Here is a 23,702-nt window from a genome sequence, read left to right as displayed (position 1 = left end):
CCAAGAGGTTGATGCGAATAAGGTAGTGTAAGCGGGCTTCATTATTGCCGTTATATTTTACTTTTCGAGTGGGTAACGCGAATCAGAATTTCTTGCCACAATGCATCGTAAGCGACCGTGGATTGGCTTTTTTTGGTATAGCCTCCCAGTGGCATACGCTCCAGCCCCATACGTTCAATATCGCTGGCATAGGGAATGGCAGTAGTTAAAATCCCGGGATGCGTCTCAAGCAGATTGACCATAATGTCCCGGTGCATTTTTTTGCGCCGGTCGACCATCGAAAAAAACGGAATGAGCTCTAGCTTATGCAAGTCATTATCCTCGATAAACTTTTCCAGTTGTTCAAGTGTCCTTAACGACAGCGTGGTAGGAATGATCGGCGACAATAATATATCGGCGGCCTCAAAAACGGCTTCGGATAATAAGGAAATATTGGGGGGGCAGTCGAGAAAAATAAAATCGTATTCTTCTGCCAAGGGCTTCAGGAGTTTTTTAAGTTGTCGGGTTGGCTTTTTCTTGGCATCAAGAACCAAATCCAGATTTCTGAAAGAAAAATCGGCCGGTAATAAATCCAGATTTTCAAAATCGGTGCCTTTAATCAGGCCGTCCAATTCGCGTTTTCCGGCGATTAAGTCTTTACTGCCGCCTTTGATCTTGGGCTTGACACGAAAATAGTAACTGCTGGCTCCCTGCGGATCAAGATCCCAAACCAGGATACGGTGACCGCTACGGGCGGCTGTATGCGCCAGATTAACCGTGCTCGAAGTTTTTCCGACACCACCCTTGATGCTATAGACAGCTAATACATTCATTGTATAGTCCCGTGTTGATCCTAATAAGGTTGAAGTCACGATAACTCAACCACTACTATTGGCAAGACAAGCCGGTTTTGCATAATGGATGCATTACCGACTACCCTCGCCCTGCATTGTCGCCTTATCGCCAGCTTAGGGCGATGAATCCAGCCGCACGCCGTTGCGCTTGCCTTGTTTGACGAGATATAAAGCATTATCCGCTCTTTTCATCAATTCTTTCCAACTTGGCTTGGCTCCCATAGAGCCTGCCACACCAATACTGACGGTAACCGGATAACGCAGTACGACGCCATCAGGCTGGTTTTTTTGGATGGAATTGCGGATGCGCTCGGCCAACAATAAGGCTGTGCTGCCATCGGTGTTGGGGGCGATGATCAGAAACTCTTCGCCACCCAAACGACAGGCTATATCGTTGGTACGTGCAGTGGCTCGCATCAGGTTGGCCGCATGGATCAGTACCTGATCGCCGACGTCGTGACCCAAGGTATCATTGACTGATTTGAAATGATCCAAATCCAGCATTAAAACACTCAAAGGCTGCTTGAAGCGTAGCGCAGTCGCCGCCTCCTGTTCCAGCCGATTAAGCGCATAGCGCCGGTTGGGCAGGCCGGTCAGTACGTCAGTATTCGCCATAGACTTAAGCCGCCGGTTCGCTGCTGCCAGCTCGGCCGTATAGCGTTGGATATCCCGGCTCTCTTTTTCCAGTTCATTTTGCAGTGTGATGATGCGCTGCCCGGCCCGGAGCCGCGCCAGCAACACGCGCAGGCTGATCGGCTTGGTCACATAATCGTCGATACCGGCATCAAAAGCTTCAACCAGGGCATCTTCATCTTCCGTGGAGGTGAGCATAATCAGGTAAATGTTTTTACCAAAAACCGACGCGCGTAGCGCCTTGCAAAGGGCTAAACCATCCATCGGTTTCATGCGCCAATCGGTAATCACCAATTGTGGCTTGTGCTCAATGACATACTTTAGCGCGGATTCCCCGTTGCGACACACCGCAACCTGATTCCCCGCCGCGGCAAGCTGCTTGGAAAGCCGCGCCAGCATCATCGGGTCGTCATCGACCAGCAACAGGTTTAAACCCAACAACTCCGCTTCCACGGTATCAACGGTTTTTAGCATAGGCTGGCGCGCATCCGTTTTTACGTCAATTAACTTTCCCCACTCATGCCAAAGTTCTATTGTTTCGTCGATAAACGCAAGCAAAGCAGGTTCGTCCAGGTCATGAAGATCGGCCTCCTCTGTTAAATACGGCAACAACCCGGCGCGATGGGCTTCATCGGCCACACAGTAGTTTCCGATCAGTCGGGCGAAAATCAGTTGTCGGGCAAACTGGTCGGTTCGAGTAAGTCCTGCTACTTTCATCTCAAAGCTCAGTTTCAGCGCGTCCAGAAATACCGTCGGGAACCCCCAGTCGGCCAGCAACATTAAGCTCAAGGCGTTATGATCGATGGCGAAACGTTCGCGCTCCAAAGCAAGAAGCTGTTTGCCCTCTGCCATACTAAGACATTCGCCATAGATCTCCGACCAGGCGGTTGCCAGAGCGAGACCGCCTATATCGCTAAGCAGTCCCAGCGTAAACGATTCTGCAGGAACCACGGTGACTTCCCTGGCAGTGATCGCTGCGATCGACACCGACATCGCCAGGGATCGCGACCAGTAAGCTTCATAATCAAACTCCGGGCAATGCCCCTTACTGTTGCTGCCGATCAACGAAAGGCTCAACGCAAAGTTGCGCACTGTCTGCATGCCCATCATCATGACTGCCGTTTGAACATCGGCGATGGGTCGCCTGGCCCCGAAAGCTGCCGAATTGGCGAAGCGCAAAATACGCCCGCTCAGGGCAGGATCGACTTTAACCAGCTGGCTCACCTGCTGTACGGTGGCATCGCTTTGCTGCACAAGCTGCATGATAGCTAATGCCGTTCCCGAAGGGGAAGGCAAGCGGTCGGCGGCTTTTAATTCATTAAGATTGAATTCGGTATTCATTGATTTTGTTCTTTTCTTTGTAGCAGAATCTCGACTAAATTTACCGTAGACCGGGTCAAGTCATTAACCATCAATTGAAAATCGGTATCTGCGGCGTTGCCTACAGGATGTAGGTAAGTGGCGTGAGCACGACTGTCATCGATGCAGGAGGTAGAGCCATGCAGGGGCAATTGCCGAGGAGCGGACGCTTTACGGGCAGCGTGTTCCAGCTTTACCGCAAGGCTGATTATTTTTTCAGCGCAAAAATGTCCGGCCATGCCTTTAATAGCGTGAGCGGCGTCGGCCAACGCGAGGAGATCGGTTTGAGACAGGGCGTCAGCCAATTCCGCCATAAACACAGGCGCTTCCTCGAGAAATAAATCTATCATCTCGAACAATAAATCATGGTCGTCATCCAGCCGTTTGAGCGCTGAAAATTCATCCCAACAGGCTGTTGAAATCTCCCTGTCTTCTCCGGCGTCCCCCTTTGCCAAAGGGGGACTGAGGGAGATTTCCCTTTGATCAGGATTATCCATCGCCATCGACGGGACTTCAGGTGCGGATGGTTCACCCAGCCAGCGCGCCAAAACCACTGCCAAATCGGATCGACTGGCGGGTTTGCTAAGATAATCGGTCATGCCCGCGGACAGGCATTTTTCGCGTTCTCCTGCCGATGCATGAGCGGTGAGCGCGATGATTGACGTTCCTGGTTTGCCGTCATCTGCGGCTATTTCCCGCTCACGCAGAATGCGTGTGGCTTCGTACCCATCCATGATCGGCATTTGACAGTCCATAAACACCAGATCGTAAGCTTTACGCTCCAGCTGATCCAGCGCCACTTGCCCGTTATTGGCCAAATCAGGCTTAAGCTGAAACTTGGCGAGCTGAGAAAGTATCACTCTTTGGTTGACCTTGTTATCTTCCACCACCAGCACCCGTTTGCCGCTGTAATTGGGCAGAACCTCTTGAATCTTGGCCGCTGTAGCGGTTTTCTGGCCGGGAAGCTGTAATGCATCGATAACGGCATCAAAAAGCTGCGATTGTCGTACCGGTTTTAACAGGCTTTGCGTAAATCCCGACGCGAGTCTTTCGACTTGCGAGCCGATACTGCCTGAGGATAAAAGAATGCGCGGCGTATCGGCAATGGCGGGCTTCCCGATGATGGCCCGAGCCAGGGCGAAGCCGTCCATGTCCGGCATTTGCATATCCGACAGCAACAAATCATAAGGTTCGTTTCGCAAAGCGGCGGCTTCGAGTTCAGCGAGCGCCGCGGGCCCGTTGTCTGCTTCGCTTAAAGTAAAGCCCCAGTTGCTTAAGTAATGCGTCAAAATCATGCGATTGGTAGCGTTATCGTCGACTATCAAAACACGCTTGTCGCAAAAATTAGCCTGCGGGGCCGGAGCCTCGTTATCCACCGCCGCCAAAGGCAAGGTAAACCAAAAGTTTGCCCCTTGTCCCAAAACGCTTTCAACACCGATGTTGCCGTCCATGAGCACAACCAAGTCTTTGCTGATGGACAGACCAAGGCCGGTACCGCCATAACGCCGGGAGGTGGAACTGTCGGCCTGTGAAAAAGCCTGAAACAGGCGCGCTTGCGCCTCTGCGGTAATGCCGATACCGGTATCGACCACTTCAAAACGCAATAAGGATGGCGTGTCTGTCGAGCACTTATCGGAAACAGCTGCGGCGCCGGTATCGTCATTTTTCGGCGCGCACACTGTTACGGAAACTTCTCCCTGCTCGGTAAATTTAACGGCATTGCCAATCAGGTTGGTGAGCACTTGACGGATTCGGGTGGGATCGCCCTGCCAACGCAACGGTAAATTCGTCGGCAGAAAGCAGTTTAATTCCAAGCCCTTGCTGTGGGCGCGACTGGACAGCAAGGTACAAACTTCTTCCACTAAATCGGGCAGATTAAACTCAATCTGCTCCAACTCGATTTTACCGGCCTCCAGTTTGGAAAAATCGAGAATATCGTTGATGATGGTTAACAGGGATTCCGCCGAATTTGACGCAATATCGATCAGGTCCCATTGCTCGCGAGACAGCTGCGTATCCTGTAAAAGATCCAGCATGCCCAATACGCCGTTCATCGGCGTGCGAATCTCATGGCTCATATTGGCCAGAAACTCGGTCTTGGTATGCGCGACCTGCAAGGCGGCATCACGCGCAGCTTCCAGCGAGGCATTGGCCTGATTCTGGAGCAACGCGAGCGCCATCATTTCGCCTACTTCCTTGAGCATTGCGACTCGGGGCTCGTTTTGCACAGGGTAGACATCAGTAAAAACAAACAATACGCCGAGAATGTCCTCGCCGGAAGCGATGGGCACAATGTAGTGGCCGTGGGGCTGATGGTCGCAACAAAGCTCACGCTTACCCATATCCTGTAGGCAGCAATGATCGGAAACAATAAATTTTCTTGAAACCGCGACTTGCCCACACAGGCCGTCGCCAAAATCTATGCGCTGTTCCATGCAGTCAAAGTTGCCGTGCACAACGAACTTCTCCAAACAATCATCGTCCGGCGCCCGTAGAAACACGCAGCCCTTGCGTTGCAGGTCGAAAGACTTGAGACCGAACAGAATATCCAGAACCTGAACGAATCGTTGTTCCAGCGCCAAGGGTTGATGCAGCACCTCGGAGATTGCGAGACGGGCGGCGGTATCGTCGCTTTCGATTTGCAAAGCCGCTTCTTCTTCGACCTGCTTGCTGACATCATGCTGAATCTGTACGTAGCCGGACAGTGTGCCGTTTGCGGCCAGAATCGGGGTAATATTGGTCTTGGCCCAGTATTCCAGCGCGTCGTCAACGGCTTGCCCGGAGTTACAGTTATCATTTTCGCGCGCCACTACGGAAACATTGCTTACAGGATATAGGTCAGGAGCGGAAGCGGTGCCTCGACGGCGACACAACAGCCGACCTGACCAAGGCTCGCGACAATGAAGCCTGCTTTGCATATCGGACAGGGCTTGCCGATCGGCGGTAGAACTATCCAGCACATAGGGTTTTTGCCCCATCAGCGCATCCTCAGGCCAGCCGGTGAACAGGCACAGCGCCGGATTGGCGTATTGAATGAGTCCCTCCGCATTGGTGATAAGAATCATCTCGCTGCTGGCGTCCAGCGCGTGTTTAAGCGCCGTCAGCTTTAATTCATTCGCTTTTCGCTTGGTCGTATCCCGGCGTATCGAAATATATTGCTTAGGCTTGCCGGTGTTATCCAGCAGAGGCGCGATAGTGCTGTCCACCCAATACAATTCCCCGTCTTTACTGCGATTGCAAAATTCCCCGCGCCATACTTGGCCGCCGGCGATAGTATTCCACATGTTGCGGATGTAATCCCGATCATGATGGCCTGAGTTCACAACACGATGATCTTGTCCGGCCAGTTCATTCCGGGTATAACCGGAGACTTTGCAGAACATGTCATTCGCATAGACAATACGCCCCTGAACGTCGGCAATACTGACCAGGACGTGATTCTCCAGAGCCTCCAGCAACTCTCTATTGGACGTCGTCTGGTCCCGAACGATCTGCAAGGCCAGCGGCCGTACCGCCAGAAACCACAACAGCGGTGAACTGAGTACCGTCAGCAAGGTGATGTTAAAAACGTTATCCTGCCATGGTGACAATACAATTCCCCATTGCCGAGTCGCATCAAGCAGCCATATAACCAGCGTTTCGCAAACACCAATGACTGCAATGATGATCCCTAACGAGAACAGAAAATTACATTTCGGGTATTCCGGCGGCGACAATGGAGTTGACATAAATCTCTGATTTGATTTTATCTGTTTATCACTATAGAGGTCATGGATAATAGCCTGATTAGCAGGGTATCACCATTCTTTTCGGACGGCGATAAAGCGGCTATTTTCTGTCTGTTACTAAACTTGAATGTCTGTGTCGATCCGGTGTGAAACGAGGGCAAACATCATCCCGGCAGTCATCGGATAATGACCGGTTTTCCACCGACTCGATATTATCCGCTACTCAAATCAGAGCGTAACTTTAAAAGCGTTATTTTTCAAGACGATTGTTGAATAGGAAACGATAAACTTTCAATCATTGCAAAGTTATCCTATCCTTTACGCGATAAATTTAACTCACGCCCCGCCCGCTCTCGGCAGGCTTACGGCATACACAACCTCCTTGGCGATAAAAAAAACCATGACTGAAGCAACCGCGTTATTTTCCGATGCAAAACTTGTAATTCCAGGCGGCGTGAATTCGCCGGTACGATCCTTTAGCGGCGTGGGCGGCACACCGGTTTTTATCGATCATGCCCTGGGGGCTTATATCTACGACAGTTCCGGCAATAGCTATATCGATTATGTCGGCTCCTGGGGGCCGATGATCTTGGGCCATGCCCATCCGGAAGTCATTGCAGCGGTCAAGCAGGCTGCCGAAAAAGGCCTGAGCTTCGGTGCGCCGACCGAAATTGAAACGCTGATGGCCAAACGGGTTTGCGAGCTGATGCCGTCGATCGAACTGGTCCGAATGGTCAGTTCCGGCACCGAGGCGACCATGAGCGCCATTCGCTTGGCCAGAGGCTATACCGGCCGGGATAAAATCGTTAAATTCGAAGGCTGTTATCATGGCCATTCCGATGCCTTATTGGTCAAGGCCGGTTCCGGCGCGTTGACGTTCGGCGTACCTAGTTCTCCCGGCGTACCGGCTTCAGTCGCTGAAAACACCATCACCCTGGCCTACAACGATAGCGATTCGGTCAAAGCGCTGTTTGCCGGAATAGGTGAACAAATCGCCTGCATTATCGTCGAGCCGGTCGCCGGCAATATGAACTGTATTCCGCCTGTGCCCGGCTTTCTGGAAAGCTTGCGCCAAGTTTGCGACCAATATAATAGTGTACTGATTTTTGATGAGGTGATGACCGGTTTTAGGGTTGGCTTAACCGGCGCGCAGGGGCTTTATAATGTTAATCCCGATTTAACCACGCTGGGCAAAATCATCGGCGGCGGCATGCCGGTCGGCGCATTCGGCGGCTCGCGTAAAATCATGGAATGTCTTGCGCCGCTCGGTCCGGTTTATCAGGCCGGTACGCTGTCCGGCAACCCGGTCGCGATGGCTGCCGGTTTAAAAACCCTGGAATTGATCGCTCAGCCCGGTTTTTACGAGACGTTAACCGCAAAAACCGAAAAGCTGACTTCAGGCCTGAAAGAACGCGCCGGTCAGGCCGGTATCGCGATGACCACCAACAGCGTCGGCGGCATGTTCGGGCTGTTTTTTAGTACAGAAAGGCAAGTGACCGGCTTCGCCCAAGTCATGCAGTGCGATCAAAGCCTGTTTAAACGCTTTTTTCATGCCATGCTGGAACAGGGCGTTTATTTGGCGCCTTCAGCGTTTGAAGCCGGTTTTGTTTCGGCCGCGCACAGCGATGAAGACCTGGAAAAAACACTGGATATTGCAGAAGCCATATTCAAGCGCTTGTAACCTTTGGCTGAGGCAGCAACATTTTGATCATTATTAAAACGCTCTTTTGTTGCTGGAGCGCGCCCTGAGTGTTCAGCTTTCTACAGGACAATAACCGAAACGATAAATTGTCCGTTTATCAACCATTAGGGGCCGTTCAAGTGAGACCTTTTGGATGAGTGGTACAATGCGTTTACCCTGACCAAACGGTACACTACATGATTAGACTTCTCTACTTTAGCCAGTCCACGGATGTAATATCTGATGAGCAAGTGCGGAACATTATGGAGTCGTCGCGACGAAATAATCCAGCCATCGGCATTACTGGCGTTCTTGTTCACGGTGGAGGTCTATTTATGCAGGTTCTGGAAGGGCCTGAACAAGCAGCGCTCCGTATGTATGTGAAGATCTTGGACGATCAAAGGCACAAAAACTCTCAAATTATTTACATCACGCCGACAGACAAACGAATCTTCGTGGGTTGGTCTATGGGAGTCATTGCCCGCAACGATGCTGTGGAGTTTGAGCAAATTATGGAACTGCGGAGCCAGCGTCGTAAAGAAGTGGTTCAATCGAAGGTTTTCACAGATGCTATGCGTGGCTTTCTTAAGATCTTAAATGATGGGCAGCGCTGCTAAATCAAGCGATAATTTACTCACACTTGTTCCCCAAATACGATTGCATGTTATAGCCTTTTGTCCAAAGTAAAATACACGCTTCTGTAGCATACCTATAATTTTGTTGATTAATTTTATCGGTTTATATATTAATAAAACAGGATTTAACATACCGCCACTTGCACGAGCGGGTCGAAACCGGTCATCAGGCACTTGAGACTATTTTTTAAAGCCGGAAGATCAAATCTGAATTAATACACATGAATTTTATCAATAACATTCCTCCGCTGATATGGGCGTTAACAGGTCTTCTGATCGGCGCATTCCTAACGCGCCTTCTGAACGGTAAGGATAAAATCCTGATCCGGCAACTCTCAACCGATCTGGCGGTTTTGGAGGAAAAACTAAAGCAATTTCAAAACCGCGAAACCGAATTTAATCGGTTGCAACAGCTGTTTATAGATACCAAAACCCAAAATACCGAATTGCAAACCCGCATAGATGAACAAGCCAAAAATACCGCAGAAAAATTAAAATTATTGCTGGATGCGGAACTGCGCCTGAACACCCAGTTTGAAAATCTGGCAGGCAAGATTTTCGATGACCGCAGCAAGCAATTCACCGAACACCATAAAACCAGCCTGGATCATATCGTCACGCCGTTACGGGAACAGCTCGGCGAGTTCAAACAGCGCATAGAAACGGTTTATGATAACGAAAACAAGGACCGTATTTCCCTGCGCGAAGAAATTGTTTCGTTACGGCGCGATACCGCGCAAATGAATCAGGAAGCCCTTAACCTGACCCGCGCCTTAAAAGGCGACAAGAAAGCTCAGGGTAACTGGGGCGAAATGATCCTGGAAAAAGTGCTGGAAAAATCAGGGCTGCGTAAAGGCATCGAGTATGAAACGCAGGGCGCGTTCCGGGATGAAGATAACAGGCTGTTCAAGCCGGATGTAATCGTTCGTTTGCCCGAGGACAAGGATGTGGTGATTGACTCCAAAGTCTCCTTGCTCGCTTATGAGCGCTATTGCTCAACCGAAGACGACCTGGAACGTGTCACCGCATTAAGACAACATACCGAAGCGGTGCGGGAGCATATCAAGGGTTTGAGCAACAAGGATTATTCCGCTTTAAAAGGTCTAAGATCGCTGGATTTTGTACTGTTATTCATGCCGATTGAATCGGCCTTCATCGCCGCTTTTCAGGCGGACGAACGCTTATTTACCGATGCCTTTGAGCATAAGATCATCGTGGTCACCCCGACCACCTTACTGGCGACGCTACGCACTATCGAAAACATCTGGCGCTATGAACGTCAAAACGAAAATGCCCGCGCTATCGCCGATAAGGCAGGAATCGTTTACGACAAAATACGGGGCTTTGTCGATGACCTGGATAAACTGGGCAAACAGTTAAGCACCGTCAACACCACGTATGACGGCGTGATGAACAAATTAACCCAAGGCAACGGCAACCTGATCCGCCAGGCCGGCAGTTTTGTTGAGCTGGGCGTTAAAGTCAAAAAGGCCTTTCCTAAGACTATCACCGAACGGGCGGGGCTCGATAGCGACGAGAGCTAGAAACTATCGGCTTTTACCGGCATCTTAAGAAACATTTCCCCAATATTTATGCGATACTACGCCGTTTTGTTGGCCGGTTTTTTGATAAGAACAGTAGGCCGGAATAAGGCCTCCCCAAGCGTAGCGCAAGGGAGGCGTTTCCGGCTTGTTATGCAATATGCCGGAAACGTCTGTTTTCGCTCCCGCTCAAACAGACTTATTCCGGCCAACATGACTAACCCAACCTACAATTCATTAGACATTTATGATTACCTGCTTAATTAGGAGTAACACATGACCGCACTGGTTGGCATCATCATGGGCTCGACCTCTGACTGGGAAACCATGCGCTTTGCAGCGGAAACGCTGGAACGACTCGGCATTCCGCACGAAGTAGAAGTAGTCTCGGCGCACCGTACCCCGGATAAATTGTTCCATTATGCCGAAACGGCCGAGGCCAAAGGCCTGGAAGTGATCATCGCCGGAGCAGGCGGAGCCGCTCATTTACCGGGCATGACCGCGGCCAAAACCGCCGTGCCTGTGTTGGGCGTGCCGGTGCAGTCCAAAGCCCTGAACGGCATGGATTCCTTATTGTCGATCGTACAAATGCCCGCCGGAATTCCGGTCGGCACCTTGGCGATAGGCAAGGCGGGGGCAATCAACGCGGCCTTGCTGGCTGCGGCCATCATCAGTAACAAACATGTCCAATATAAGGACGCATTACAAAATTTCAGGAGTGAGCAAACCGAATCGGTACTTGCGCACTCGGACCCACGAACAGACGACTGCATGGATGCAGGAGGTAGAGCAACGCAGGGAGCAGTTGCCGAGGACGATTTATGATAGTTGGTGTATTGGGCGCAGGCCAGCTTGCCAGAATGATCGCATTGGCAGGCATACCTTTGGGGCTGGACTTTATTTTTCTCGATCCCTCCGCCGATGCCTGTGCCAACAAGCTGGGCGAACCTTTGATCGGCGACTACAACGATCCGAATTTGCTGGCGCAACTGGCGGAGCGCGCCGATGTGGTCACCTACGAGTTCGAGAATGTTCCGTCTGAAGTCGCAGAGTTTCTGGCCTCTCACACCCAAGTGCATCCCTGCCCGAAAGCTCTGGCTGTTGCCCAGGATCGGTTAGTCGAAAAAAGCTTTTTCTTTGGACTCGGCATTCCTACGCCGGATTATGCGGCCATAGACAGCTTCGAAAGCCTGGAACAAGCCATGATCACCCTCGGCTATCCCGCTATTTTAAAAAGCTGCACCCAAGGCTACGACGGTAAGGGCCAATCGCTGCTCAAGTCGCCGGACGATTTAAAAGAAGCCTGGGAATTGTTGCAAGGCGTACCGGCGGTCGTCGAAGCCTTCGTTCCGTTTAACCGCGAAGTGTCCATCATCGCCGTGCGCAGTGTTTCAGGGGAAGTTGTTTTCTACCCGTTATCGGAAAACCTGCATCGCGGCGGCATCTTGCGCGTTTCCGAATGCCGAGCCGATGACCCGATGCAACAACAGGCCGAAACCTATATTTCCCGCTTGCTGGAAGCGCTGGATTACGTCGGCGTGCTGGCCCTGGAATTATTTGAAGTGGGCGGCCAACTGGTTGCCAACGAGTTCGCGCCACGAGTGCATAACTCCGGCCACTGGACGATAGAAGGCGCAGAAACCAGCCAGTTTGAAAATCACCTGCGGGCGATCCTGGATCTGCCGTTAGGCTCAACAGCGCCGGTAGGCAACGCGGCCATGGTGAATTTCATCGGCGGCCTGCCTAAGACTGAAGAACTATTGGCAATTCCCCATGCGCATTTGCATCTTTACGACAAATCCCCGCGCAAAGGGCGGAAAGTGGCTCATGCTACGGTACGGGCGGAAAGCCCTGAGCAATTATCGGAGTTGGTCAAGAAACTGGCCGCGCTGGCCGATCAGGTTGATGATTCGTAAATAAAGAAAAGTTTCTTACCGCGAAGACCGTGGATAGGTAGAGCAACGCGAAACCCATCATGATTAGGCTCTGTTCGATGGGTTTCACTTCGTGCTCTTACGAGTCGCTACCGCTCTACCCATCCTTCGCGCTGTTGCTTTTCATATAATGAAAAATATCGGAATCTGTAACGCTAATAGTGAAAAAATTTGAATAGCTACGAATAGCTATCGACCCGACGCTGTCAGTTGTAGAGATCACCCACGTGAACGATTTTCGCCCTTAGCAGACACCAGAGGTAGTCTTGTAGAATCTCGGTGGCAATTTAATCAGTATAGCCGCGACAATTCGATAAAATTTTAAACTCATGACAACAATCGATCACCATGAATGGGCCATTATACGACTGGCAACCTTGCAACAAAGGGGACAAGCAGGGCGTTTGCTATTTGCCACGGTAACGCTGCTTTCGCCTGACAGGCCACCGCCACCCAAAATGAACTCTGCTGACAGACGTGCAGTTGGCAAAAGCGGCGCAACCATTTTCTTTCGTAGAACAGTGTTGGCTAAACAAGCTGCGATTGATTGGTATCGCTCGCTTGGAAACGGAGATGAAAAAACGCCGACGCCGTCACGCCCAGAAGATATTGAAAAAATCGATGGCGTAAAGATCGCTGTTTCCAACTTGATTGACGACCCGATTTGGCCACATATTGGTCTGCCAATGGGAGAGGGATTGCTTTCCCAGCCCACAGGGCATAGTCACCCTGCGCCTTTTATGGGCAGCGTACCTGCCCGTATCCATCGCCGTTTTGGCAGTCATGAGGGGTTTGACGCATTGCTTGCCGATGACGATGCCTTGGCTTTTGTTGCCAGACGCTTGCATATTGACTTGCGACAATACCCCGAATATTTAGGTAGCATCGCATTAGTTGTTCCCGACCCCATCATCAAGCAAATTGACAACTTCATGATTCCCGCTAGTAATGAGAGAGGCGAACGGATTTTTTACCGCTTTGTCCCCAGACCCTGTCAGACGCTTGAAGGTTTGCAGATTACGACGTTTGATGAACAAGCCCATTTGCTCACCAGTTTTGAAACACAGGACATACCTGCTGACGGCATTTTGGACGTGGACAAGGGGAGTTGCTTGGGGGCGTATGGCTATGTGGTAACGCATCCAGAACATGGGATACTGGCATACATGCCCCTAACCGGGTTCCTGCGAACAATACACTTCAGCAGCCATGCTGTTGGTAGCGGCGGTGCCACAGTCAGTGTGCACACTGGCGATTCGCCAGACTCGGCGCGCATGGAGTATCCGGCAGCGAATCGTTCGCAGTTTTCAACCAACAGTATTGTAGGAGAGGAGCCAAGCTCTCCCAATGTCAATGCTCGGGTGGCCATTGCCGCGTCTCGACGCGAAAAATTAGCGAGCGCCAAACAGTACGGTCAACGTTGGTTCTCAAATGGCTCCCGCGAAGAAGCTATGCGTTTTGTCCAAGGTGAAATCAGAAAAGCACGGTCGCGGGTCTTGATTGTCGACCCATATCTTGGCGGTTTGCAGCTGGGGCAGTTCTTGTATGCAGTTAATGGTGATATGGTCAAAGTGGCCTTGTTGACGTCTGGCCTTGCTTTTAAGTCCCAGCCATCGAAGTTAGATGATTTCAAGAATCGACTCGATCGATTGGAGAAAGATGTCAAAGTTAAGGCGGCCGCGTATGTGCTTGCTTCCTCAGTCTTGCATGATCGATTCTTGGTGATCGACGACACCGTCTGGTTTCTTGGCAATTCTTTAAACACCTTGGGCGATAAGACGTCCATGATTGTCAAATTACCAGACCCTGACGAAGTCATTGGTCAGTTGGAGAGCCTGTTGAAACAAGCAGAGAACTTTGATAGCTACAAAGAAAAGCTATCGAAAGTAACTCCGGAGACAGAGGAATGAGTAAGTTTGGACCAAGCATCAAGACTGCTCCTCTCCCCCAACGGCCTTTACCCAATAAAGAAATTTTGTGGGGAAGCCAGGATGGTGGTTGCAATCGTTTCCCAGAAAAAGATGCTATTTGGGAAAGGAGGTATTCTGATAATCCAGAGCCATTACGTGCCTTTGGTCTGGCTGTCTCGGAAGCGCTGGAGCGCGTCTGGATTGTGGATGAGTATCTGCTGATGCCGGATGAGAAAAATGGGAAGTCGGATGAACAATTAAAGCAAAAGATTCAAAATCGAGTCTATAAGATTCTAATTTGGTTACCTAAAAGACTGGTTGCGAACGACATCCGTTTCTTAACAAAAAAACATGAGGGCGTTGACGAAGACATGTTAAACCAGTTTCAAAAACGTGCGCAGGAAATTAACCAACAGCCTCGCCGCGCGGGACAATGCAAAATCACAATAAAAACCGATCTCAAAGAAGATGGTAAATATTTACACGATCGCTTTGCCATTATTGACGATGAACTATGGCATTTCGGTGGTACGGTAGGTGGTTTTCACGCTTCAGTTAGTGCAGCCAGTCGTGGTTGGCGAGCTTCTGAGCATGCGGCAGTCGAATTTTTTGAAATGGCTTGGAGTACAGGAGAACGAAAATGAGCGTGCAATGGCCAAACGAACGCGAAACGGCGAATCGACAGCCTATTGGAGACGCTTCATTCAAAACAGAACAAGACTTTCGGCAATTGTTGAACGTTTGCCCGGAAGATTTGCCGTCATCATTCGATGAAGCGGTTCATTGGGTGATACACCAAGGCGGCGAAATCGCTGAACTTGAACAGCGGATGAATGTGGTTTGCAATCAAATCGGTTTACAGGACTTTCCCGACAGCACGAATTTGCTAATGGCCTGGGCTTGCGCCGTGGCACTTGCCCGATCGCCAAAACTGCAAACCTGGAAGAAGGTAAAAAATTTCAATTACCATTCGTGGCAGCTTGCGCATTGGTTAGCTCATGCAATGCTGGTACGAGCCGAAGGAAATTCAGATGCCCGCAAGGCTTATATCAATCTGGCGATAGAAGCGTTTAATGCGCTAGATAGTTTTGAATTGGTATCGCTGTCGGGTCGTAATAACCAAGAGCGTACAGGTGCTTGGGCATATTGGAGCGAACGCCTAGACAAACTCGATGACATTTGGTGGGGATTACGAGGTTGGCATGGCCTTATGAATTACGAAGAAGAGTTTCCACTCTTTCATGTAATGTGCGAGTTGGCTTCTGACGAATTCGTCCACGTTATCGCACAATCAGCTAATCCCTACCTCGTGCATTCTGTATTACTCGTGACAGGCGTGGGAGCTTTCTCTCCCCGTTTTGCTGAATGGAAAAAAATCGCCGCCAAGTCCCCATTCGCTTTTGAAGTCAATGGCATATGGAATGGCTCAGTTTTAGCTCCGTTACTATTGGTCGAAGCCCGTGAGCAGTTATTGCAAGCAGGGCGAAGTATTCCTTACTTCGATGCTTCTGATGCTGACGTTGAAAGGGTAAAGCAAGAAATTGCCAGTATCACTGAAGCAGTTGTAACTACCTTGGCCTCGCGCCAAGATGCCTTGCCTTTGTTTGCTCGATGGTCAACATGGCTGATGCGGCAATTGCTGAGCCATTCAGTAAAGGATATCAACGATGTGCGATCTGCTGCTTTTGTTGATGAGACATTGATTGAAGCGATTGGCCGCAAGCTAAAAAACCAGCCTGTAATCCAAGTTAGTCCAAGCGATGCACCTGCCTGGGAAGCATGGTGTTATCGTTGTGTGCTAGCCTCTCATGCAAATAGCGGCTTTATTAATCCGCCTGACAATATAGATTTTTTGTCGGAATGGACTATCTCGCCTGATGAATGGGCTAAGGAAAAAGGTAGGCGCTTGCGTGAGCACGCAAGTTTGATCGTCACCATGAGCGAAGAAATGCCTGGAATGGCTGCGCATTCATTGGCCTACTCCATCGTTCGATCAGAGTCCCCCACTGAAGCATGGATAGATATGTGGAATGCCACACATACCTTGCGCGAAATTGTGGAGTTTGGTGATGCCGATGCGTCGAACGATGAGTACCACTCCCGTTCAGAAGCAGGAAAACTGTTGCTTCTGGTGTTTCGTATCGGCCTTGCCATCCTTGACCAACGTATTGCTCAATGTTCAAGCAGTGATTCACTTGAAGCCAGATCACAAGCAAAATTGCACGAAGCGTTGGCTTCAGCAATGCTTGAAATGCGTGAAATTGATGACACATTGAACCGTGACGAATGGCTGGATGCCGTTCGGCATTTGGCAATCCGACGTTTGATTTGGGAGGAACAATCTCCAGAAAATCAGAGGCCAGGCCGTTTCCCTGTTTTTCGTCTTGAGGATACACCGACTTTTAGCGATTACCTGAAGGCTGCGAAAAGCGATGCCATCGAATTGTTGGCTGTCTTGCAATCGGTTTTGCTGAACGACCCTGAGATTCCTCGGCTTCAAAATGAGCTTAAGACAGCGTCAGTCAATTTATCTGATGTTTTAGGTATGGTTAGACGGCTTAATCAATACAACCCAAATAAATATCCCATTGATGAAAAACAATTGCAAAGGTTAGAAGGGCTGAATCCAAGCACATAGGATGAGCCAAATATCGTGCGGCCCATTTATCATGAACTGCGCTTGATCGTCCTGTAGGTCAGGCATGCTTTTTATGCCTGACATTTCCAAGCGTCAATAGAGCTATGACTTCCGAACTTTCCCATTCCGGCCCATCACAGAACACCAAAGAATCAGATAACGAAAAGCTATTGTCCGGACTTAGTTGATCTCAGCATCTCCATAACTCGATAAATCAAACGAACCATCCATTATTTGTATTTACAAAGCCAATACATTATATTAATCTTGCTCATATGGATATTCACTACGAGAAAAACGGCGTCAGCTTTGTTTGGAATGCACGCAAAGCTGCGGTGAATGCAATCAAACATGACGGGATTTCTTTCGACCAAGCTGTCGAAGCTTTCTTCGACCCGTTTTTAAAGCTGGCCGATGCAGGATGCAATAATGAATCTTGTGACGCAGTTATCGGCTACGATGAAAAAGGCCGGTTGCTGTTTGTTGTGTATATTGAGATTGAAGGTGAGTTTATCCGGCTTATTTCGGCTCGCAAGGCCACGCTAACGGAGCGCAATGATTATGATTTCTGACACACTAAAAAAACGCTTAACTAAAGACCGTCCCATGACTTCGATCACTTTGCGCATTCCTGTCGATGTGGTGGAGTCCATGAAGGTTATTGCACCCTGCAAAGGTTTTTCCGGCTATCAAGCCTTATTAAAGTCGTACATTAGCGAGTGCTTGCGCCGCGACGAAGCGCAGTTTGCATTGAGTAAGGAAGCCAAGTTGATTGCGGCATTAAAAAAGCTTGGCGTGCCTGATAGCATTATTGAAGAGGCGGCGCGTGAGGTTGCATAACCATGACCGTGAAACGAAGTCTCAAGTCTTGCATTGTGCATAATTAAGCTTTTTCTTTTAGAGGCATGCACAATGCAAGGTCTTATATTCCCTTTCTTGGATCAGCCCATCCAAACTGACGAAGGTTATTATGAGAGGTCGGCAAACTTGATGAGGTCTAGGGCGTAGGTTGGCGTTTCGGTTGGAAGGCGGGTAAAACCGTAATGCAAATAGAAGGCTTCCGCTTCAGGAGAAATGGCATGTGCAATCAAAAGACGGGCGGATACTTCTTTAACCGCACGGGCTGACCTTTGCACTGCATCTTGAAGCAAGGCTTTGCCTAATCCTTGGTCTTGCCATCTCTGATCAATGGCTAAGCGTCCAAGTATTACCGCTGGAATCTGGCGGGGCATATTCCGACGTATGGAACCAATAACCTCTTGGCTAAAAATCTGTCCCATGCAAATAGCGTAGTATCCAATAACCTTATGCGAACCGGACGGACAAATAACATAAGTTCTACTTGCTGATGCTTCCATATTGGCGAATGCTCGCTTACGCAACCAAGTATCCAGCGTTTCCTCGCCGGAGCGGAAGCCCTCTGTATCATGCAGTACGGTTAAATGAACAGGTGAACAAATTCTCTTATTTTCACTCATCCGACCAAGGGGGATTGATTGTCCGCAATCGGTTCACCCCGTCAATCTGTTCTTGTGTTGCCGGTGTGTCCAGCCACTCCAATACGTTTTGGAATGTCTTGTTGTCTACATAAATAGAGGTTTGGTCAAGGATCACATTCTTGGCTTCCTTGAGTGCTGAGGCCATCATAAATTGCGAACGATTTGAACCAAGCAACTCGGCGGCTTGGTCAATAAGCAACCTATCATGTGCTTTCGCGCGCAAGTGAATGTTTACTTCTGCGGGGGTGTGTTCTGTTCTCATAGCCTTTAATGCCAATTAACTAATTTCATGTTAAAAGTATCTGCTAAATGTGTTACACATGTCAACACAGCACTGCATGCCTTTTAACCCTGCTTAGCCTTACTTACCAACACAGGCTGATCCATTAACCGGCTCAACCAGGCTTCTGCCGTTGCTTTATTTATTTTCAGCACGCTATTCGGAAAAAATCCAAATCCCAAGATTAACAACGCCGACACGCACAACAGCGTCAGTTCGCGGGGACGCAAATCCTGCATCTGTTTGATGCCGATCTGGGTAACGGGGCCGAAGAAGGCGCGGCGGGTAAAGGACAGCATATACGCGGCGCTGAGTATTGCGCCGATCAAGGCTGCGATGCTGATGCTGGGGTGCGCAAGCATGGTGCTGACAATCAACAATAATTCGGCAGGGAAACCGCTGGTTCCGGGTACTCCTATGCTGGCCAGCGCAAATAAAAAGTAGAAACAGGTCAGGCGCGGCATGACTTTAGCCAGACCGCCCAAATGGATAACCTCGGTACTACCCAAACGATGCTGGATAAAACCGGCTACCAACATCAGGGAACCGGCAACCATCGTGAAGTTCAGTAATTGAAATATCGCCCCCTGTATGCCTTGCATATTCAAAGATGCAATGCCGACGATAACCAGTCCCACATGACTGATGCTGGCATAAGCCAATAAACGGCGCAAATTGGTTTGCTGCAACGCAATCAACGCGCTGTAAACCAGCGTAATCGCACCGAGTATGCCCAACACCCAACTGTATTCAACGGCGGCGGATGGCGCCAGCGGCATCGCAAAACGAATAATGCCGAAAGCGCCGAGTTTCAAGCCGGTCAATACGGCAGTTAACTGCGCCGGACCTTCCATTGCGACGGTGGGCAGCCAGGTATGAAACGGCACCAACGGCGCTTTAACGGCAAAACCGAGCAGTAATAATAAAAACACCAGCGCTTGCAAGTTATCAGGCAATGGCGTTTCCAGTAATACCGGCAGGCTGAAAGCCATATCTTGAGGAATGCTGCCCCCGGTTACGGTGGCATGATTGGCCGCCAGTATGAGTGTCGCAAACAGTAGCGGCACGCCGCCAAACAGCATAAATAACGTGTACTTTATCGCCGCGCTACGCCGCCCTGAGCCTATTCCCCATAAACCGATTAAAAAGAAAATGGGCGGCAAGGTCAGTTCCCAGAACAAAAAGAACAACGCCATATCCAGTGCCAGAAACACCCCGATGGTAATGCCTTCCAACACCAGCAATAAGGCAAAATGGAAACGTGTCAGATATTGCACCGAATTCCACGAAGCGATGATTGCCATTAATGTCAACAGCGCGGACATCGGCAAAAACAACACTGAAATACCGTCCACGCCAAGCAGGTATTCGATATTCAGGCTCGGCATCCAGGGGTAGCGTTCGACCAGTTGAAAGTTATTGCCGGGGTTGGCATTAAACAGCTGCACCACAACCCCTGTTGCGATTAATTCCAGCGTAGCGAACAACAGCGCAATGTTCTTGGCCAGACGGACGTTACGAGTAACGGCTACAGCAATCGCGCCCAATAAAGGCAGCAAAATAACCAGACTTAAAACGGGAAAACTGGCATTACTCATGTTGGTCGTCCTTGGTGTCGGCATCGGAAGGCTGGCTGACGTCCCCTTTTGAAAAAGGGGGACTGGGGGGGATTTGCGCGCCGTGCATCGGAAATTGCCTGCCGATAGCGGCCGCATCCTGGTCTATAAAATTCAACCACGGCGTCGTGTAAAAACCGGTGCCGATCAGCAACAGGCAAATCACCACGGAAATAAAGCGCTCCTTCCAGACCGGGTGGTGCGAGCAATTATAGGGCTGTTTGGCGCGTTTGGGGCTCGCCATAAACATCCGCTGAAAAGCCCATAACAAGAACGCGGCGGACATAACGTTGCCGATCAAAATAGCGATGGCAAGCAGCCAGCCGTCTTCCTCGATAATCCCTTCAACGAGTAAATGCGCCGCGTCAAATCCCGGCGTACCGGGCATAACCATGGTACTCAGCGCAGAAATCAGGAACAGCAATGCCAGTGTGCCGTTAGTATCGAACAGTCCGCCCAGGCGCGGCAGATAAGCGGTTCGGCAACGCTCATAAATCAGGCCGACGCTGAACAGCATGCCCGCCATCGCCAGACCGTACGCCACTGACAGCAACAGGCTGCCTTCCAGGCCGTTCTCGTTAAAACAGAAGGTGCCGATAACCAGCATTCCGGTTTGACTGATGACCGCAAAAGCCAGTAACCGGCGAATGTTAATTTGCATCAGCGCCAGCAATGCGCCGTAAAAAATACTGATCAAACCCAGCGTCACCACAAATCCGGCCCATTGTTCGGCAACGCCGGGCACCATCGGTAAAATGAAACGAATGACCGCATAAATGCCCAGTTTCAAACCCACCAGAAAAATGACCGCGCTGGCGACCGTGCCTTGTTCCGCCAACACCGGCAACCAGCCGTGAAACGGGAATAACGGCATGCGGATCGCAAAGCCGAAGAACAGCAGGATAAAAATCAACACCTCGTCATGTAGATAGGCGTTATTCTGTTTAAGCGTCAGCCAGTCGAAGGTCAGCGCATGCTCGGCGTCGATTAAACCGAAGGCCAGCAACAAAAATCCGGCCAGCGTCATCATTAAACCGCTGCCCCAGTATTGCAATAATTGCACGACGACCCAGCGCCGGTTTTGTCCGGTTCCGGCATGAATGGTCAACAGTGCCACAGGGATCAGTTCGAGCACGGACCATAACCAGAACTGCATCACATTCAGCGCGGCAAATGCGCCGATCAATACGGTTTCATAACCCAGCAGGCAGCCAATGAACAGCCGGTCGGTCACATGCCGGGTGATCAAGGTATAAATTAATGCCAGCAAGGTTAAAACGGCGGTCAGCGGGATAAATAAAATATTCGTTCCATCAACGCCGACACGGTAACTGAGACCGGCAAAATGCACCTGTTCAACCAGATGGATGCCTGGAGTGGCAGAATCGAAAACAGTCAGCAGATAGACGCTAAGCAATACCGTCAACGACGCCCCGGCAAAGCCGAAACGCAGCGCAACTGTCGTTGACCGCGAAAACAGGATCGCGATCATGGCCGCCAGAGGAACCAGCGTCAGCGTAGTAAGCAGCGGGAAGGCCGCCGATGCCGACCAGGGAGTAACAGTAATATCCATCAGGGCCTCAAAATGCAACTAGCAATGTTATAAACACAAACAACACCAGATAGCGGGGTCTGAGCACTGATTGTTCAAACTTGTTGGCGATATGTCCAAGCTCTCGACCGTAATTGATTGCATTTTTGCCGATGCCGCGCAATACAAAGCGGTCCTCGAACCAGTGCAGGACGGCCGCCATCCATTCGGTGAGTTTTCCCGCCAGACCGCTGCCCTGGGCAAAGGTATCGGAGTCATTATCCAGCTGAGCGCCAACCATCTGTTCTTCCATTTGCGCGAGTGACGATATAGTCCGGATTGCCGGGGCGGGAATCCCCATGATGCGGTCAACGATATGATCGTCAAAATAACTCAAATCGTGCGCCAAGCCGCGTACCGGTTTAACCAGCGCCCAGTCGGTAATCTGGTCCAGCCAGAAGCGCTGTAAAGAAGCGACATAAATCCAGGCAGGGACATCGCCGACACGACGCAGGCGATGGGCGTGAGCAGGAGCGGACACTTTGCGCCGAGAAGTCTCTATATAATTGCTCGGCACATTATGCATTAGCGACGGCGCAGTCAGGAATTGATAGCCGCGGACCACCGCATGAGCGCAAAGATGCCAACCGGCCAATTGCCAAAACCCCAAGCCGCATTCCAGAAACATCAGGCCCAACTGACCGGATGTCGCAAAAATCAACGAGCTTTTAACATCGGTCTGGGTCAGTCCAACCACAAAACCATAAACCGCTGTCATCAAGCCCACTATAGCGACTACCGCCATAGCCAAGGGCGCATGTTCAAAAATCGGCCTTAGCAAAATGAGCAAATAAACGCCAGCATGTACCATAACCGCACCGTAAAATACCGCGCTTGATGGCGTAGGCCCTTCCATTGCTCTGGCCAGCCAGGGAGTGAACGGCAGTTGCGCCGATTTGGCAAAGGCGGCTACCGCAAAACACAGTGCAATTCCGGTGGCTTGACCTGGGGTGAGCTGCGCGGATACAGCATTGATATTGCTCCAATTAACGCTATCAAGCCAGGCGTAGCTTAAGCCCGCACCCAACACAAACGCGGCGTCGCCGATACGATTGGTAACAAAAACGCGCGTCGCATTAGCGACCGCAACCGGGCGATCATATGCATAAGCTATTAAAAAATAAGAACATAATCCGGCCACTTCCCAACCGATAAAAGTGCCGACTGCATTACCCGACAACACCAGCAACAGCATTGCCGAAGAAAACAGGCTCAGAATAAAAAAGAACCGGTGGTACCCCGCTTCCCGGTGCATATAGTTAACTGAAAAGTGGGTGACGATGGCTAACAGCACTGAAAACAACGCTGCCAAGCGGACATTAAATCCGCCGGTAATAAAGTTTATCTGTATGTCCAGCGTATCGCTGTTCAGCCAGTGTCCTACCGTGTAGAAGCCGGTATTTTTACCCAGTAAACCGGCACCCAGTAAAGTCAAGGCCAGCAGACTGGACATACTAATCGTCCAGCCTGCTATGTCTGCCGTTATGCTTTCATCGGTTTCACCGCTGATCACACCAAACAGATGCCCCATGCCGATAGCCGCAGCAGCAGCCAATGGCATTAAGGGAATTAAAATGACTAATGCATCCATTACACGACTCCAAACATTACACGGGTTCCCAAGCTCCTGCTCTCGTCTTTATACACAAGTCTATCAAAGAGCGTCATTTCGATATGGACACTGGAATGGCGGACTCGGATGTAGGCCGGAATAAGGCCATCCAAGCGCGTAGCGCGAGGTGGCGTTTCCGGCGAGTTCGGGAGGTATTTGCCGGAAACGCCAGTTCTCGCTGTCACTCGAACCGGCTTATTCCGGCCTACGTC

Annotated in this window: 18 protein-coding genes; 10 read left to right on the top strand and 8 right to left on the bottom strand. The window is 50.3% G+C overall.

Going from position 1 to position 23,702, the window contains the following annotated elements:
* Positions 1-50: 50 nt before the first annotated feature.
* From Q8L79_RS03555 to Q8L79_RS03545, 3 genes are all read right to left on the bottom strand, one after another.
* Positions 51-812, bottom strand: a complete 762-nt coding sequence (locus tag Q8L79_RS03555) for a ParA family protein (RefSeq protein WP_305268067.1) — start codon at positions 810-812, stop codon at positions 51-53.
* Between the two features lie 135 nt (positions 813-947).
* The gene (locus Q8L79_RS03550; RefSeq protein WP_305268065.1) at positions 948-2,807 is read right to left on the bottom strand and encodes a diguanylate cyclase; all 1,860 of its coding nucleotides are present in this window, start codon (positions 2,805-2,807) and stop codon (positions 948-950) included.
* On the bottom strand, positions 2,804-6,553 hold the full coding sequence (locus Q8L79_RS03545; protein WP_305268064.1) for a response regulator: 3,750 nt from the start codon (positions 6,551-6,553) through the stop codon (positions 2,804-2,806). The genes Q8L79_RS03550 and Q8L79_RS03545 overlap by 4 nt, the downstream gene beginning before the upstream one ends.
* A 400-nt stretch (positions 6,554-6,953) precedes the next feature.
* Between Q8L79_RS03545 and hemL the strand changes: the two genes are divergently transcribed.
* The 10 genes from hemL (at position 6,954) to Q8L79_RS03495 (ending at position 17,732) form a co-directional block, all read left to right on the top strand.
* The gene (gene hemL / locus Q8L79_RS03540) at positions 6,954-8,234 is read left to right on the top strand and encodes a glutamate-1-semialdehyde 2,1-aminomutase (RefSeq protein ID WP_305268063.1); all 1,281 of its coding nucleotides are present in this window, start codon (positions 6,954-6,956) and stop codon (positions 8,232-8,234) included.
* Positions 8,235-8,431: 197 nt separating this feature from the next.
* Positions 8,432-8,851 (top strand): BLUF domain-containing protein, encoded by a 420-nt coding sequence (locus Q8L79_RS03535; protein WP_305268061.1) that lies wholly within the window; start codon positions 8,432-8,434, stop codon positions 8,849-8,851.
* Between the two features lie 239 nt (positions 8,852-9,090).
* Entirely contained in the window at positions 9,091-10,413 is a 1,323-nt protein-coding gene (locus Q8L79_RS03530; protein WP_305268060.1) for a DNA recombination protein RmuC, read from the top strand.
* 273 nt (positions 10,414-10,686) lie between these two features.
* A complete protein-coding gene (gene purE / locus Q8L79_RS03525; RefSeq protein WP_305268058.1) occupies positions 10,687-11,235 on the top strand; it encodes a 5-(carboxyamino)imidazole ribonucleotide mutase in 549 nt (182 codons plus the stop codon).
* On the top strand, positions 11,232-12,326 hold the full coding sequence (locus tag Q8L79_RS03520) for a 5-(carboxyamino)imidazole ribonucleotide synthase (RefSeq protein ID WP_305268057.1): 1,095 nt from the start codon (positions 11,232-11,234) through the stop codon (positions 12,324-12,326). The genes purE and Q8L79_RS03520 overlap by 4 nt, the downstream gene beginning before the upstream one ends.
* A 347-nt stretch (positions 12,327-12,673) precedes the next feature.
* Positions 12,674-14,254, top strand: a complete 1,581-nt coding sequence (locus Q8L79_RS03515) for a VPA1262 family N-terminal domain-containing protein (protein ID WP_305268056.1) — start codon at positions 12,674-12,676, stop codon at positions 14,252-14,254.
* Positions 14,251-14,898: a hypothetical protein gene (locus Q8L79_RS03510; protein WP_305268055.1), complete on the top strand. Its 648-nt coding sequence runs from the start codon at positions 14,251-14,253 to the stop codon at positions 14,896-14,898. The genes Q8L79_RS03515 and Q8L79_RS03510 overlap by 4 nt, the downstream gene beginning before the upstream one ends.
* Positions 14,895-16,892 carry a hypothetical protein gene (locus Q8L79_RS03505; protein WP_305268054.1) on the top strand — a complete coding sequence of 666 codons (1,998 nt, stop codon included), beginning with the start codon at positions 14,895-14,897 and terminating at the stop codon, positions 16,890-16,892. Before Q8L79_RS03510 ends, Q8L79_RS03505 begins: the two co-directional genes overlap by 4 nt.
* A gap of 275 nt (positions 16,893-17,167) precedes the next feature.
* Positions 17,168-17,464, top strand: a complete 297-nt coding sequence (locus Q8L79_RS03500; protein ID WP_305268053.1) for a BrnT family toxin — start codon at positions 17,168-17,170, stop codon at positions 17,462-17,464.
* A 34-nt stretch (positions 17,465-17,498) separates the two neighbouring features.
* The gene (locus Q8L79_RS03495) at positions 17,499-17,732 is read left to right on the top strand and encodes a hypothetical protein (RefSeq protein WP_305268052.1); all 234 of its coding nucleotides are present in this window, start codon (positions 17,499-17,501) and stop codon (positions 17,730-17,732) included.
* A gap of 128 nt (positions 17,733-17,860) precedes the next feature.
* Here Q8L79_RS03495 and Q8L79_RS03490 read toward each other — a convergent pair whose 3' ends face one another.
* The 5 genes from Q8L79_RS03490 to Q8L79_RS03470 all read right to left on the bottom strand — a co-directional run bounded on the left by Q8L79_RS03490 (position 17,861) and on the right by Q8L79_RS03470 (position 23,469).
* Positions 17,861-18,370, bottom strand: a complete 510-nt coding sequence (locus Q8L79_RS03490; protein ID WP_305268051.1) for a GNAT family N-acetyltransferase — start codon at positions 18,368-18,370, stop codon at positions 17,861-17,863.
* Entirely contained in the window at positions 18,363-18,653 is a 291-nt protein-coding gene (locus Q8L79_RS03485; protein ID WP_305268049.1) for a DUF1778 domain-containing protein, read from the bottom strand. The genes Q8L79_RS03490 and Q8L79_RS03485 overlap by 8 nt, the downstream gene beginning before the upstream one ends.
* Positions 18,654-18,736: 83 nt before the next feature.
* On the bottom strand, positions 18,737-20,269 hold the full coding sequence (locus Q8L79_RS03480; protein WP_305268048.1) for a NuoM family protein: 1,533 nt from the start codon (positions 20,267-20,269) through the stop codon (positions 18,737-18,739).
* The gene (locus Q8L79_RS03475) at positions 20,262-21,860 is read right to left on the bottom strand and encodes a NuoM family protein (protein ID WP_305268047.1); all 1,599 of its coding nucleotides are present in this window, start codon (positions 21,858-21,860) and stop codon (positions 20,262-20,264) included. Before Q8L79_RS03475 ends, Q8L79_RS03480 begins: the two co-directional genes overlap by 8 nt.
* 7 nt (positions 21,861-21,867) lie before the next feature.
* Positions 21,868-23,469, bottom strand: a complete 1,602-nt coding sequence (locus Q8L79_RS03470; RefSeq protein ID WP_305268046.1) for an NADH-quinone oxidoreductase subunit L — start codon at positions 23,467-23,469, stop codon at positions 21,868-21,870.
* Between the last annotated feature and the right edge of the window lie 233 nt (positions 23,470-23,702).

This window comes from Methylobacter sp. (assembly GCF_030680395.1).
GTDB lineage: Bacteria > Pseudomonadota > Gammaproteobacteria > Methylococcales > Methylomonadaceae > Methylobacter_A.
Note: the sequence above shows the minus strand (reverse complement) of the source record. Positions and strands in the feature narration are given on the sequence as shown.